Below are 15,488 nucleotides of genomic sequence, written 5' to 3'. Positions count from 1 at the left end.
AAAAACCCCGCCATTTGGCGGGGTTTTTTTGTGCCGTCACGAACGCTTTTCGAAGCTATTCTTGTTGCGCGGCGAAGGCGCATCACGATACCTCAATGCTATGAGCCGCGTTCTGATTGCCCCGTCCATTTTATCCGCAGATTTCGCCCGTCTTGGCGACGAAATCGCCGCCGTCGCCGCTGCTGGCGCGGACTTCATCCATGTCGATGTGATGGATGGTCATTTTGTGCCCAACCTCACCATTGGGCCCATGGTGGTCAAAGCGATTCGGGCGGCGACAGATCTGCCCTTCGACGTCCATTTGATGATTTCCCCAGTCGACCCCTATATCGAGGAATTCGCTGCGGCGGGCGCGAATATCCTGACGGTCCATCCTGAGGCGGGCCCGCATCTGCATCGCACCCTGCAGTCGATCAAGGCGGCAGGCGTCAAAGCCGGCGCCGCGCTCAATCCGGGGACGCCGGCCAGCGCGGTCGAGGCGGTCATTGACGATCTCGACCTGGTTCTGATCATGTCGGTCAATCCCGGCTTTGGCGGCCAGAAATTTATTTCATCGCAACTGAGAAAGATCGAAGCCGTTCGCAAGATGATCGACCGCACGGGCCGCGACATTCATCTTGAAGTCGATGGCGGCATCGATCCGAAGACCGCGCCGCAAGCGATCAGCGCAGGCGCCAATGTGTTGGTGGCGGGCTCCGCCGTTTTCCGGGGCGGGCAGGACGCCTATGCGAGCAACATCGCCGCACTTCGGCCGGGGGCCTAAGGCGATGGCGCGACCCGCGCGGCATTCAGGCAATGGTTCTCGTGATGTGCTTGCGCAGATGCGCAGAGTCTGGGGCGAGAGCCCGTTTTATCAGGCGCAGTTAAAAGGGCCGGCGCCGGATCGCCTGTTGTTCCAGCCGGATGATCCGTATGCGCCGGACAAGGCCCTGGCGGTCGCGCTGGCGCGCGGGCGCATCATCATTGGCGATGAGCAGGCTGACTGCGAAAACGAGATTGAAAAGCTTTGGGATCAGGCCGAGCCTGGCGGCGCCTTGTTCGGCTATATGCAGGAATTTTCCTGGCTCCGTCATTTGGCGGCGTTAGGCGATGAGGGCAGGGCGCCGGCGCGGGCCTTGATGCGCGGCTGGCTTGACCGCAATGAGCGCTGGTCTTCCGAGAGTTGGGAGCCTTATTACGTTTCCGAACGGCTGGTGCAGTTGTGCGCCCATCACCCCTTATTGCTTTCGGGGACTGACGCCTTGTGGCGCAGCCGGGTTCTCGCCTGTATGGCGCGCCAAACACGGCATCTTGCGCGCGCGGCGCCGCAAGCGGCGAACGGATATGACCGGCTGATGACGGCGCTCGGTCTTGGTGTCGCGGGATATTGTTTGCCGGGTTGCGAAGGTCCGGCCGAGCGCGGCCTTGAAATCGCGCGCCGCGAATTGCGCTTGCAGCTTCGCCCCGATGGCGGCCATGTGAGCCGCAACCCGTCGCGTCAGTTGAAACTCGCTTTGCGTTTGCAAGCATTGTTGAAAGCAATTTCCGCGCGTGGATTTCAGCCGCCAGGTTTTCTGCGCCATCAAGTGCAGCGGGCGAGCGCGTTAGCCGCGTTTTTTCGCACGCCGGATGGCAAGCTCGCCGTCTTTAATGGCGGTTATGAAGATGACCCCAAAGCGCTGATCGCTGTGCAAAATGGTTCGGATGCGGACATAGCGCCGGCGGATTTCGCCCGTCATTCCGGATATCACAAGCTGACTGCGGCGCGTGCGTTGGCGATCGTCGATACGGCGGACGATAATGGCGCAGCCTACAAGAGCGCCGGGTCCATACATTTTTCTTCAGGGCGCACGCGCTTGATCGTCAATTGCGGGAGCGGCGCGCATCGCGGGTCCGATTGGCGCAAGGCGCTTGAACAGCGCAGCGCCCATTCCGCGCTTTCGTTCCTTGATGGCGGCTCGCAGCCTGTATTCGGCGAGGTCGCCCATCGCCGGGGCGAGGAAGCGTCGGGACATCTGCTCGAATTTGAGCGCCGCATCGTCACCGCCAATCCTGAAGGCGCCTCCTATTTGCGACGGTTGTTTTTGTCGCCGGCGGGCGCCGATCTGCGCGGTGAGGAAATGCTGGCTGGCTGCGCGCCGGGCGAGATCGACCGGGCGGTCTGGCGATTTCATTTGCACCCCGGCATCAGGGCGTCGCTCGCCCGCGATAAAAAATCCGTGATCTTGTTGTTGCCCAACAAGGAGGGCTGGCGGTTCAAGTCGAACTGTCCGGAGCTTGTGCTCGACAAGAGCGTGTATTGCGGCGGCGGCGGCGCGCCCGCAGCATCTGAACAAATTGTCATCCAGGCGGGCGCCTATGACAGGCGCGATGATACGGCGATCAATGTTAAATGGGCGCTGGCCAGACTCGACGCCGTTTAGAGGCGCCATGGCTGTTGCGGCGGCCACCGGTGTACATGGATTAACCAGTGTGCATAAATGAAGACGAGCGGAGCGGCGGCGTCCTATGGCCGGAATGATCGACAAATTTCAGCGCATTTTCGGGGCGACGCCAACACTTGGCCGGCGCAGTGCGGATATTGATCCCGCGTCCTTGCTGCCGCGGGCGCCGCGCAAGATCGATTTGCGGGCGGCCCGGAAAATGGTGGCGGGCAAAAGCGTCCTCGTCACCGGCGCCGGTGGGACCATCGGGTCGGAACTTTGCCGCCAGATTGTAGAGTTTGAACCGGCGCATCTGTCGCTTGTCGATAATTCCGAATTCGCGCTCTATCAGATTGATCTTGAACTGAAAGAGGGCGGTCACGGCGGGATAATTTCCTCCGATCTTACGGATGTTTGCCGCAAGGAGCATCTTGGCCTGGTCTTCGACCGGGCGATGCCGGATGTGGTCGTGCATGCTGCGGCTTTGAAGCATGTCCCCATTGTTGAGGAAAATCGTTGCGCCGGTGCGATGACGAATGTGCTTGGCGCGAAAAATGTTTTCGATGCGGCGATCGAACATGAGGCCGAGTCGGTGGTGTTCATCTCCACGGACAAGGCGGTCAATCCCACGAGCTTTATGGGCGCGACGAAGCGGATCGCCGAACTCTATGCGCAGGCGCTTGACGTCGCGCAGAATGAAACGCGCTTCGTTACCGTCCGCTTCGGCAATGTGCTGGGCTCGACCGGCTCCGTGGTGCCGCTGTTCACCCGCCAGATTGAGCGTGGCGGGCCGGTTACGGTGACCCATCCGGAAATCATCCGGTATTTCATGACCACCCGCGAAGCCGTGCAACTCGTGCTGCTCGCCTCCAGCCTGGATGTGGCGGAGGAGACGATTGTCACTCATGACGGCCGGGTATTCGTGCTCGACATGGGCGAGCCGGTGAAAATCCTCGATTTTGCAAAGCGCATGATAGAGGCTTACGGCCTCACGCCCGGCAAGGATATTGAGATCAAATTTTCAGGGCTCCGGCCCGGTGAAAAGCTGTTTGAGGAAATTTTTCTCGACTCCGACGCCTTGATCAAGACCGGTGCGGACGGGGTTCTGCTTGCCTCGCCTGCGATGATCGACCTGCCGCTGCTCAATCCGCGCCTGACGGATGTGATCGACGCGGCGATCAACTGCGAGGAAGCGACCCTTGATGAGGCGGTGCACCATCTGGTGCCTGAGTTCAGCGCCCTGAAACACGCCGTTTCCCGCGCGCCGAACCAGTCGAATCGGTAAATCTCGCCTGCGACTTGCCCCGGCCCGGTATGAGCGCTAAGGCGGCGGCATCCGAAAAGGGGTTTTCCGATGGCTGACGTAACGCCTGTGCGCCGGGCGCTGATTTCTGTTTCCGACAAGACCGGTATTGTCGATTTCGCCAGCCGGCTGGCGAAGGCCGGCGTTGATCTGGTTTCCACCGGCGGCACGGCGAAAGCGCTGCGCGAGGCGGGGTTGCCGGTGCGCGACGTTTCCGAGATCACGGAATTTCCCGAGATGATGGACGGGCGCATCAAGACGCTGCACCCGCGCGTGCATGGCGGACTGCTCGCTTTGCGCGACGATGAAGGCCATCTCAAATCAATGAGCGATCACGGCATTGGCGGTATCGAATTGCTCGTGGTCAATCTCTATCCGTTCGAAGAGACTGTCGCGAAGGGCGCGGCCTTTGACGAATGCGTAGAGAATATCGACATTGGCGGCCCGGCGATGATCCGCGCGGCGGCGAAGAACCATCGCTTTGTCGGTGTAGTCACGGACCCGTCTGACTATGAAGGCGTTCTGGGCGAAGTTGAAACGGCGGGCGGCCTCACGGACGACACAAAGAAGCGCCTCGCGGCGAAAGCCTTTGCGAAAACCGCCGCCTATGACTCTGCGATCTCGACCTGGTTCGCGGCGCAAAACGGCGAGACCTTCCCGACGCAATTCACTCTGGCGGGCAAACGCGGCGCAGTGCTGCGCTATGGCGAGAATCCCCACCAGGAAGCGGCCTTCTATCATTCGGGAGAGGCGCGTCCGGGCGTTGCGACGGCGACACAAACGCAAGGCAAGGAGCTGTCTTACAATAATCTGAACGACACTGACGCTGCTTATGAGTTGATCGGCGAGTTCGGAACCGAAAGACCGGCGGTCGCCATCATCAAACACGCTAATCCCTGCGGCGTCGCGACAGGCGATAGCATGCTTGAGGCGTATCTGGCGGCGCTTCGCTGCGATCCGGTGTCGGCATTTGGCGGCATTGTGGCGCTGAACCAGAAACTCGCCGGGCCGGTCGCCGAAAAAATCGTCGAGGTTTTCACCGAAGTGGTGATTGCGCCGGACGCGGATGACGCGGCGAAAGAAATCTTTGCGGCGAAGAAAAATCTGCGCCTGCTGATTGCGGGGGCGGTGCCGGATCCGCAAACGCCCGGCATGATGATCAAGCCCCTCGCAGGCGGGTTTCTGTTGCAATCGCGGGACGCAAAAGTGACGCGCGCGCAGGATCTGAAAGTGGTCACCAAGCGCCAGCCGACAGCGCAGGAACTTGCTGACATGCTGTTCGCATTCAAGGTGGCGAAGCACGTCAAATCGAACGCGATTGTTTACGCCAAGGACGGCGCCACGGTCGGCGTTGGCGCGGGGCAGATGAGCCGCCTCGATTCAAGCCGTATCGCTGCGCGCAAATCCCAGGATGCGGCGGAGGCCTGCGGGGCGTCCGCGCCGTTGACGCAAGGCTCCGTTGTGGCGTCTGACGCGTTTTTCCCGTTTGCGGACGGATTGCTGGCGGCGGCGGAAGCTGGCGCGACGGCGGTTATCCAGCCAGGCGGGTCAATGCGCGACGAAGAAGTGATCGCCGCCGCCGATGAAGCGGGTCTCGCCATGGTCTATACGGGCGTCCGGCATTTCCGCCACTGATTTCAGCGCGCAGTATCCGCCGCTAAAGCGTCAAGCTGGCGAATGAACAGCGTAAATTTGCCGACGCTGACAGCGCCAGACAGATCAAGCTCGCTTGTGGCTTCTTCAAAGAGACCTATCTCGGCTTCCGCACCGGTGCGCCATTTGGCGATGACCTTCTCTGTCCATTTCGCCGGGACGCCTTTTGGTTCTGCGCCTGAGGTCGCAATCACCCGGGCTGTCAAAATTCGCTGACGCGCTGTCAGGTCTTCGATGATCTGGCGGATCGCGATTTTATCGAAATGGTCTGCGGGTGGTTCTCTGCGGGCTTTGTCACGCACTGTGTCGATGCCGAACAGGCGCCCGATCGCAAAGAACACGCCGCCGACGCCGGGATTTGACCAGCCGGTTTCTCCGGCGAGATTGACGATATCGAAGGCGAATTCGAGCGCCGGGATCGCGGCGGCGAGACGTGCGGTCGCTTCGGGCGCGCCGTCGCCCGCCCAATTTTGAGTTCGTTCTTCCAGCGCGGCGGCGTCTTCTTCCGGCAGGATGTCGGGCAGGGCGGTTTTAAATTCCGCCACTGGCGCCTGATATTGATCAACCACCGATTTCAGCCCGCGTGTCATCAGGGAGTCCCGTGCATTGGGGTCGCCAAGCAAATGGAATGTCTGTTCACGGAGCAGCCGCGAGGCTTCGAGATAAAGCGAAGTCTGCAATGATGCAGGCGCCTTGTTGTCCAATTCATCAATTGCGGCTGCGTAATCGTTCAGATTGTAGATTCTGCGGACGGCTTCATAGGCGAGTGCGATGGTCGCAAAGTCCGCGCCGCTTGTTTCCGCCGCACGTTGAACGAAACTCACCCCGCAAGTGTCGACAACCTCGTTCGACAGGCGCGTCGCGATGATCTCGCGGCGCAATTGGTGGCTGACAACCGAATGATTGAATTTATGCAGGGCGTCGGGGAAGTATGCGAAAAGCTCGCGCTCGAATAGCGGATCGTCCGGCGCCTCAGAGGTCGCAAGCTCATCGAACAACCACATTTTCGCATAGGCGAGCAGTACTGCGAGGTCCGGGCGGCTTGGCCCCAGCCCATGCTGACGCATATAGGCAAGGCGTTCATTGTCCGGCAGGTTTTCAATAGCCCGGTCAAGCCGGCCTTCACGCTCCAGCGTCGTCATGAAGCGCGCATAGACATCGAGTTCTTCCGCCGCGTGCATTTCCATCTGGCTGATGGCGCGGGTCTGGTCGTAATTGTGCCGCAACACATGCTCCGCGACTTCGTCGGTCATCGATGCGAGCAGCGCGTTGCGGTCTTCGCTTTTCAAGTCGCCATGTTCAATCGCGCCCGACAGCAAGATCTTGATATTGACTTCATGGTCGGAAGAATCGACGCCCGCCGAATTGTCGATAGCGTCCGTGTTGATGCGGCCGCCATTTCGCGCATATTCAATGCGCGCAAGCTGGGTGAGGCCGAGATTGGCGCCTTCGCCGATGACCGCAGCGCGGATTTCGTCGGCATTGATGCGCACGGCGTCATTTGCGCGGTCGCCGACGCGCCAGTTTTCTTCGTCTTCCGCTTTGAAATAGGTGCCGATGCCGCCGAGCCAGAATAACTCCACCGGCGATTTCAAAATCGCCCGGATGAGTTCGGCCGGCGTCAGGGTCTTGTCGGTGATGTCGAGCAAGGTCCGCATTTCCGGCGTGATGGCGACGGACTTGGCGCTGCGCGAAAATACGCCGCCGCCTTTGGAAATGAGTTTCTTGTCATAGTCGGCCCATGAACTGCGCGGCAGGTCAAAGAGGCGCTTGCGTTCCTTCCAGGAAATCGCCGGATCGGGATTGGGGTCGATAAAGATATCGCGGTGGTCGAAGGCGGCGACGAGTTTTGTTTGTTGCGACAGCAGCATGCCATTGCCAAACACATCGCCAGACATGTCGCCGACGCCGGCGGCGGTGAAGGGTTCGCTCTGGATGTCTTTGCCAATTTCACGGAAATGGCGCTTCACCGCTTCCCAGCCGCCGCGCGCCGTAATGCCCATGACCTTGTGGTCATATCCGACGGAGCCGCCGGATGCGAAGGCGTCGCCGAGCCAGAAACCATATTCCTCGGAAATCGCATTGGCGGTATCGGAGAAAGCCGCCGTGCCCTTATCGGCGGCGACGACGAGATAGGGATCGGGATCGTCCCAGCGCACGATTTTCGCCGGTGTCTTGGTTTCGCCATGGACGATATTGTCGGTGAGGTCGAGCAATCCGCGGATGAAGATTTTATAGGCTTCGCGGCCTTCTTCGTAGATTGCAGCGCGGTCGCCCGTTGAAGGCAGTTGCTTGGGGTAGAAGCCACCCTTCGAACCGGTGGGGACGATCACAGCGTTCTTTACGCGCTGTGCTTTGACCAGGCCCAGCACTTCCGTGCGGAAATCTTCGCGCCGGTCCGACCAGCGCAAACCGCCGCGCGCAATCGGGCCAAAGCGCAAATGAACGCCGTCGACGCGCGGACCGGAAACGAAGATCTCGCGATAGGGTTTGGGCTCCGGTATCTCCGCCACTTTAGAACTGTCGACCTTGAAGGAAATGTAGGTTTTGACCGAACCGTCCTTCTGGCGCTGATAGTAATTGGTGCGGGTGATGGCGGCGAATAGATTGCGGAACCGGCGAATAATCCGGTCCTCATCAAGGCTGGCGACATCGTTCAGCGCTTCGTCAATGGCTGCGTCCGCGGCCTCTACATCCTTGATGCGCGCATCGGCGCTGGAGGGTCCATCGGGGTTAAACCGCGCATGGAACGCGCTGATCAACAGCCGGGCGATATCCGGGTGATTTGACAGCGCCTCTTGAATATAGGCCAGAGAATACGCGAAGCCGGCTTGCATGTGGTGCTTTGCGGCTGCGCGCAGCAGCCAGGCTTCGCGCCAGTTGACGCCAGCGGTGAGAACCAGTTCGTTGAAAGCATCGTCCTCGGTGCGTCCTTCCAGCACGGCGAGAATGGTTTCTTCAAACGCTTCTTTGACGTCGTTAAGTGCGACCTGCTGGCGGTCGGTCTGCTCCGTGTTGAAATCGTGAATCCAGAATGCATCCTTGCCGCCGCCAAAAGGCGAGACCTGATCGCTCGATTCCTGGAGCACGCTCAGCCCCAGATTTTCAATCGTCGGGATCAAGTTCGACAAGGTCATCGGCTCGCCGCGCTTGTAAATTTTAAGCCGCACGCTTTCTTTGCCATCCTGGCGCTTGCGATAAGCGCGAACAACCAAAGGCTCGCTGTCCAGTTTTTCCAGCGCAGCGATATCGGCCAGCGTTTCTTCTGGCGCCGTGCGTTCGCGATAGCCCGCATCGAAGGCTTTTTCATATTTCGCGTAAAGCGCAGCGGGTGTGGCGCCGTCATGGGCCTCGCGCATCGCCTCAAGCAGCCCGTCATTCCAGGTCCGGCAGATTTCACGTATCTTGTTTGTGAGTTCCGGCAAGCCCGGCCCATCAGGCGCGCCAGGTTTGATCGCGATGATGAAATGCACGCGAACCAGCGCCGCATCGCCAAAGAATGGCGCAAAGGACATGATCTTGCCGTCAAACGTGTCGGCCAGCAATTGCCCCGACCGCTCGCGAATGTCGGAATTAAATCGATCGCGCGGCACGAACAGCAATGCGGAAATAAACCGGTCAAACCGGTCGCGCCGCAAGAACAGCTTTACGCGCGGGCGCTTGTATAAACGCAAAATGCCCAGCGCTGTTTCCGTGAGCGTGTCGACATCAACCTGGAAGAGCTCGTCGCGCGGGCAAGATTCGAGAATGTTGATGATGGCTTTTTCATTGTGCCCGCCGGGCGTGAAATTTGTCTGCTCCAGCACGGCGTCGATTTTTGCGCGGATCAACGGAATATCAGCGGCAGGGCGATTATAGGCTTCGGCTGTGAACAGGCCGACAAACAGTTCTTCACCGATTGCGCTTCCGTCCGGCGCAAAGCTTTTCACCGCGACATAATCCATATAGGCGCGGCGATGCGTCAGGGATTTGGTGCTGGATTTAGCAATCAGGATGGGCTCATTCGACGAAAAGAACGCGGCCACCGCAGGGGAAAGCTTGCCGTCCGGCTGGAAGGTCGAGGTCAGCACATTGCGGCCAGGCATTCTTAAAATGCCGAGATCTTTTTCCGGATCGACGACAAGCTGCAAATCGCCGCCATCGCCGACAAAATTGAAATGACGGACGCCGAGAAAGGCGAAGCGGTTGTCCCACAGCCATTTGAGGAATTGCACCGCTTCGCGCTGCTCATCGACTTTGACGCCGGGAAGCCGCGAGCGTTCAAGTTGCGCGATGCAGGCGCCGAGGCGCGCGCGCATGCTCTCCCAATCATTGACGGCGATATTGACGTCATTGAGGACTGCATTGATTTCATCGCGCAGCGCATCGAGTTCATTGTCGATGACCGGCGGGTCCATCTCTACATGGATCATAGATTCGCGGATGCCGGCCTGCGCGCCCGGTTCGCGTTTGCCGGCGGCGTTGCGTGTGACGCCAACGACAGCATTGGAGAAAAAGCTTACTGGTTTGCCGGCGTCGGCCAGTGCGGCGGAAACGGAATCCACGAGGAAGGGTTTGTCGTCAGTGACAATGTCCAGCACCATGCGCCGGTCTGACCAGCTTTTGCCTTCTTCGATGCGGAGCGAGACCTTGCTTTCACCGGCTTTGCGCGTCAGCGCGTGTTTCCAGGCTGCGGCGGCGCGGTTCAAAAGCGATTGCGGCTCGGACCAGACCTTGTCTTCGCCGGTGGCGTAGAGGACCAGCTGCTCAAGATAGCTTTTAAAGGCGGGCGCAAGCGCGCCATTCTCATCGACATCGCCTGCCTTCTTTTTTTGCGCCAGCGAACAGACCTGTTCAAGAATTTGGCTGTCGACGTCAGTGATAAAGCCCTCGGGCATATCGCTTCCTTTGCGATGTTAATAGTTGATGCGTCTTAACGCGAAGACTTTGAAATTGTCTAACGAAATACAACAAAACGCGGCGCTTGCTGGCGCCGCGCATCAGATGCGTCAGAAAGGCTGCGAGAGCGCGGTATTCAGGCTTGCAGCGCTGAATTGGAGGTAGAAGCGTCCGCTGCGCCAATCGTGCTCTGGCGCAAGGCTTCCCGCCGGACCAGCATGGTGCGCGGATAACGCCGTGCGGCGCTCTTTTCAAGGTAGCGGTTGGCTAGATAAAGACCTGTTAATCCAAGCACGGAAGTTGCGAAACTTGCGATGAGAAGGCCAGAATCGCCTGCGCGAAGCCCGGTCAGCACGGCGAATATCGCGCCGGGTATTGCGAGTGCGGCCGCGCTCGGCAAATGCGCGGCCAGTAGCAGCGCGGTCGCGAAGCATGCGGTGACGGTCAGGGCGAGTATCTGAGCGCCGAATATGGCGGTCGCTTGCGCCGGCGCCAACAGGATCGGCGCGCTGGCGAGAATCACGCCCAGAACGGAAAGGCTTGCGGTGAACGAGGCCCGCCAGCGGAACGGGCGGGAGGAAATGCGGCTCCCGGCGCGAAATTCACTGCGCAGGCTGCGCGCGACCCAAAGCGCCGCAAGCATCATCAGCGCCCAGGCAGCCGCGCGCGCGGGAAAGGCGCGGCCCGCAACAACGGCCATATAGACCGCGACGCCGGCGGTGAGGGCCAGGCCCGGACCGCTCCAGCGCGAGAGAATATCAATCAAGTGAAGGCGCGCGGCGCGCGACAGGCCGGCGTGACGTTTGCGCCGCTGGACCGGCGCCTGTTGGGCCAGTTCCTGTAGTTCGCGTACAGTCTTTGCTTCCAGCGATGCGCTTGTCATATGCGCCGTCCTTTTCAACGGTGAAATGCCTTGCGGCCATCGGATGCCGCATTCGTTAATCAAAGATTAACAAGCACCTACCCTTTGGCTTTGGGCTGATTTTTCAGTCGCGTCGAGGAAAAATTGACGTCAGGGGCTACTGGCGCGCAGGGGCGTCGAAAAACACGTCGATGGTGATTCCCACCTGGGCGAGGTCGCCGCGCAGCACCAGCGCGTCGATATTCACCGGATCGGCGGACAGGGCGGCGACCACGTCGTCCGCCGCGCGCTCATAGGCGCCGATCACATATCGCCCGCGTCCGCGCAGCACATAGGTTTCCGCGCTTGCAAAGCCGCCTTCTTCGGCGGTGTTCACCGCGTTGACGACTTCCTGCCAGCGCTCCTCAGCAGCGTAAACTTTAGCGGCTGTCAGGAACAGTTCGGCGCTGTCAGGCACCAGCGCCAGCGCCTGATCCAGCGCCTTTTTTGCATAAGCCGTTTCGTTTGTGGCGAGCCAGGCCTCGGCGGCCTGTGAGTAGAGGCGCGCGCGCACATAGTCATCGCCTGCGTCTTTGCGCTGGGCGAGATCCTCAAGCTCCAACGCTGCGAGTTTTGGAAAGCCGGCTTTCAAATTGGCGACCGCGAGACAATGATGCGCTTCCGGGCCGCCGCCATCCGTCACCCATTGCTGGGCGGCGATGCGTCCCAGCTCAAGGTCAGCGTTTACAAACTCTACGCAGTCCGCATAGCGCGGATCGAGCAGGGCGGGCGCGCCGTCTTGCGCCGGGGCGGCATTGGCGGCGGCGGCCAGCATTGCAGCGAAGGCGGATACGGAAATGGTGCTCAACAACATGGGGCGGAGCATAGCCGACTATTTCGGGCGGAAAAGAGGCGCCCTGCGGTTTCGGCGCTAATTCTATTCAGCGGCCTGTGGGCGCGCTGACGCTGCGTCTTTGGCCTTTGTCTTGGCGCGGCTGCGGGCGGCTTTCTTTTTCGTTGCAGGCGCTTTTTTGCCGGCTGGCTTGGCGGCTGGGGCGGTCTCATCTGTCGTCGGCGCCGTTGCGGCCTCCTCGGCGGGCTCAGGAATGAAGCAGGTGACGCAAGCGCCCTGGCCCTCATTCGATTCCATGCGCACCCAGCCCTGATGCAGCTTCACAAAGCGCTCAACCAGCGCCAGGCCGAGCCCTGCGCCAGCGCTTGGGCCGCGGCTTTCAAACGCGTCGAAGGCGCGGGCCTGGTCCGAGGGGGAGAGGCCGCGACCGGTGTCCGAGACCCAGATCTTCACCGCCTTGCCGACGCGGCGCGCGCCAAGCGTGACCGCACCGCCCGAGCCGGTATAGGCGAAGGCGTTTGAGAGCAGATTGAACAGCACTTGCTTGACGCGTTTTTCGTCGAGCGCCGCCTCGCCAATGTCTTTCGGGCAGTCGACCTTCAGCGCGACCTGCGTGTCTTCAGCCTTTAACGCCGCAAAAGTCGCGGCGTTTTCGAGCAGTTTGCGAATGTCGGTCTGTTGGACATTGAGGTCCATCTGGCCGCCATCAATCGCTGCAAGGTCGATAATGTCATTGATCAGATCACGCAGATGATAGGACGCGGAAAGGATCGATGCGATGTAGTCCTTCTGGCGATCGTTCAGCACACCGAACATCTGACCATCGAGCATTTCAGAAAAGCCGATGATCGTCGAAAGCGGCGTCCGTAATTGATAAGAGACGTGATCAACGAATTTCGATTTCAACCGGTCTGCGTTTTCAAGAATCGCATTGCGGTCTTTCAGTTCTTTTTCGCGTTCCTTGGAATCCGTGACGTCGATGAAATGCGCCAATGTCGCCCCATCGGGCAGCGGCTCGGCGCCGATTGCGATGGTGCGGCCATCCGCAAGGCGGATCTCGCGAAACTCATAGGTCTGCCGGTCTTCATGGGCTTTGGAGACGATGCAGCGGCGCAATGCGTCGAATGACGCATCGGCGTCCCGTGCGAGTTTTTTGAGATTGTCGACAATGGAATCGATATGCGGCTTGGCGTCGAGATGGCGCGCATCGAGCCGCCAGAGCTTTTGAAACGCCTTGTTATAGAGCCGCATCGTGCCGTCTGCGGCGAACACGGCGACACCTTCGGAAAGATTGTTCAGCGTCGCTTTCTGGACGCTGATCTGAGTATTGTATTGCGCCTCAAGCGAAATCTTTTCGGTGATGTCCTCAAAGGCGAGCATGACGCCGCCAAGCGGGTGGCGCAGACGCGCGACGCGCAACGTCCGTCCGTCGGGCAAATGCCAGATTTCATCCGGCGGGCCGCCAAGACGTTCAGAGCCGGATTCCGTCAGCCCGTCCGTATAAAGCGCAAGTTGCTGCTCCTTCCATTCGTCATAGTCGGAAGGCTCAGGCAGTTTGCCTTTCATGCGCAGCTGATCAAGCACTTCGCTGTGATAGACCCGGCCTGAAAGCTCTGCGTCGTCGAATGACCACAGGGTTTGAAAAGCGCGGTTGTGATAGATCAGGTTCTGGCTCGCGCCGAAAATGACCACGGCGGTCTGGATCTGGTCGAGCGTGCGCTGGTTCGCGTCGATCTGCTGCTTGAGATCGCTCTTGGCTTTGTCGAGTTCCGTTACGTCGATGGCGACGCCGCCCATCGCCGCATCGCCGGAGCCATGCAGAGGGGTTTCCACAATGCGGAAAACGCGCCGCTCACCGCGCGCATTGATCACGGCGCGGCCTTCATGCGCTTTGCGCTCGGATGCTGCAGTCGCTGCGAGCTTTTTGATCGTGTTGTCGAGTTCGGTTTGTTGCTTGATGACGTCGGCGACGCTCGGCGCCTCAACCATTTCCGCATAGGCGCGGTTGACCCAGACGAGTTCCAGATTGGCGCCGCGCCGCCATGCGGGCACCGGCGCGCGCTCAAGCAGCGCATGGGCGCCATGAAGATCGACAGCGCGCTCACGGAAGGCGCCGATCACGGCGCCGTCTTCGGCCATGCGCACCGCAGGGTCGGTGATCCACAAGGCGACCTGACCGCCGGCGACGCGCCCGTCCACTTCGATGGAGCGCCCGTCGGGCGTCACCACATTGCCGGAAAAGGCGACGCCATGGGCGCGCAGGTTTTTCACCTTCTCGCGCAACGTCTCTGGCTTGTCCGCGTCGTCATCCTGCAAGGGCAGGGCGCCGAGGGCGTTGAGCAATCGATCGACCGGCGAAGATTTGGCCTCATCGCTGTCTTTCGAAAACGACAGCAGAGAGGCGAGCGCAGCAGGCCCGCCGAGAATTTTCGGTTCGCCCCAGCCGGTGCTCAAGGATTCGGTGTCATCTTCCCAGACGAGCACGAGGCCCGGATGCGCGGAGAGCACCGAGTCGGATTTCTCCAGCCGCGCTTCCATTTCGGCGAGCTTGTCGGACCAATGCAGGGATTGGTGGCGGGTGGCGGCGGAAACCCGGAAGGCCCAGATAACGGCGGCGACGGCGAGGGCGATAGCGCCGCCAGCGCCGGCGACCAGCGGATCAACTTTCGTCAGGAGCGAAGCGGCGCTTTCAGATTGCGCCAGAGCTGGTGAGGCGAAGGACAAAAGGGCGCCAACGCCCCCCAGACAGGAGCCAGCCATCAGTGATTTAGCGAAACGACGCATTTAGCAGCACCCTGTTCGCGCCAGCGACACGCGGTGGGTTCTCCCCTGACGCAAACCCTAGACAGATTCTGCGACATTTTGCGTCGCCGACGTTGAATTCCACAATATGTACTGTGTTCGTCTGGTGTCGCTAGGGCAAAAGGGGGAGTTTGGGCCGCCGTAAAGATGAAGTTTTCAACAGACGGCGACCCGGAATGCGGTCATAAATTCACCGATTATCGCGGCTAGCCTTCGAGCTGGAAATTGAAGTGCTCGATCACGCCGTACCGCATGCCGCCATTGCCCGCTGGCGGATATTTCCAGCCGGAAACGGTTTTGAGGACGGTTCGGTTGAAGCATCCATGGGCGGACTGGACGACCCTCGGATTGACCACATTGCCTTCCGGCGAGACGTCGAACTCGACGATCACTACGCCCTCTACGCCGCGCGAACGGCAATTTTCCGGATAGGGCGGCGGGATGCGGATGATCGGGCTGACAAGGGGGTCGGTCCAGGCGGTGTCGGGTCGATCTCCACCTTTCCCGGCCTTGGCGCCGTGTTTTCGCCTGGTCCGGTAGGGGCCGGAAAATCAATCTCCGTCTCAGGCATTTTCTCCGGAATAGTCTGGTCAGGCCGTTTCCAGGACTCTGTCTCGGAGTCTTTTTTCTGCGGCGTGATTTTGAAGTCGATTGAGGGCTTTTCCGGCGGCAAATCCACCGCTTTATCCCTGATAAGCTGGGCCATCATGATGAACAGCCCGGTTGTCACAAGGGCTGCGAAGGGAAGGCCAAGAA

At 60.2% G+C, this 15,488-nt stretch carries 9 protein-coding genes; 4 read left to right on the top strand and 5 right to left on the bottom strand.

What is annotated here, in order from left to right; translation table 11 throughout:
• The first annotated feature begins 100 nt into the window (after positions 1–100).
• The 4 genes from rpe (at position 101) to purH (ending at position 5,340) form a co-directional block, all read left to right on the top strand.
• Positions 101–763 (top strand): ribulose-phosphate 3-epimerase, encoded by a 663-nt coding sequence (rpe, locus tag AC0L8G_RS17195; protein WP_473385386.1) that lies wholly within the window; start codon positions 101–103, stop codon positions 761–763.
• Between the two features lie 4 nt (positions 764–767).
• Positions 768–2,402, top strand: a complete 1,635-nt coding sequence (locus AC0L8G_RS17190; protein ID WP_473385385.1) for a heparinase II/III family protein — start codon at positions 768–770, stop codon at positions 2,400–2,402.
• Positions 2,403–2,487: 85 nt separating this feature from the next.
• Positions 2,488–3,687 carry a UDP-N-acetylglucosamine 4,6-dehydratase family protein gene (locus tag AC0L8G_RS17185; RefSeq protein ID WP_473385384.1) on the top strand — a complete coding sequence of 400 codons (1,200 nt, stop codon included), beginning with the start codon at positions 2,488–2,490 and terminating at the stop codon, positions 3,685–3,687.
• 69 nt (positions 3,688–3,756) lie between these two features.
• The gene (gene purH / locus AC0L8G_RS17180; RefSeq protein ID WP_473385383.1) at positions 3,757–5,340 is read left to right on the top strand and encodes a bifunctional phosphoribosylaminoimidazolecarboxamide formyltransferase/IMP cyclohydrolase; all 1,584 of its coding nucleotides are present in this window, start codon (positions 3,757–3,759) and stop codon (positions 5,338–5,340) included.
• Positions 5,341–5,342: 2 nt separating this feature from the next.
• On the opposite strand, the gene AC0L8G_RS17175 is transcribed toward purH, so the two are convergent.
• The 5 genes from AC0L8G_RS17175 to AC0L8G_RS17155 all read right to left on the bottom strand — a co-directional run bounded on the left by AC0L8G_RS17175 (position 5,343) and on the right by AC0L8G_RS17155 (position 15,124).
• On the bottom strand, positions 5,343–10,235 hold the full coding sequence (locus AC0L8G_RS17175) for an NAD-glutamate dehydrogenase (RefSeq protein ID WP_473385382.1): 4,893 nt from the start codon (positions 10,233–10,235) through the stop codon (positions 5,343–5,345).
• 137 nt (positions 10,236–10,372) lie between these two features.
• On the bottom strand, positions 10,373–11,119 hold the full coding sequence (locus tag AC0L8G_RS17170; protein WP_473385381.1) for a hypothetical protein: 747 nt from the start codon (positions 11,117–11,119) through the stop codon (positions 10,373–10,375).
• 136 nt (positions 11,120–11,255) lie between these two features.
• Entirely contained in the window at positions 11,256–11,951 is a 696-nt protein-coding gene (locus tag AC0L8G_RS17165) for a tetratricopeptide repeat protein (protein WP_473385380.1), read from the bottom strand.
• Between the two features lie 63 nt (positions 11,952–12,014).
• Entirely contained in the window at positions 12,015–14,714 is a 2,700-nt protein-coding gene (locus AC0L8G_RS17160; protein ID WP_473385379.1) for a sensor histidine kinase, read from the bottom strand.
• Positions 14,715–14,938: 224 nt separating this feature from the next.
• On the bottom strand, positions 14,939–15,124 hold the full coding sequence (locus AC0L8G_RS17155; protein ID WP_473385378.1) for a TonB family protein: 186 nt from the start codon (positions 15,122–15,124) through the stop codon (positions 14,939–14,941).
• Positions 15,125–15,488: the final 364 nt, after the last annotated feature.

Source organism: Hyphococcus sp. D3-15, assembly GCF_055809375.1.
Note: the sequence above shows the minus strand (reverse complement) of the source record. Positions and strands in the feature narration are given on the sequence as shown.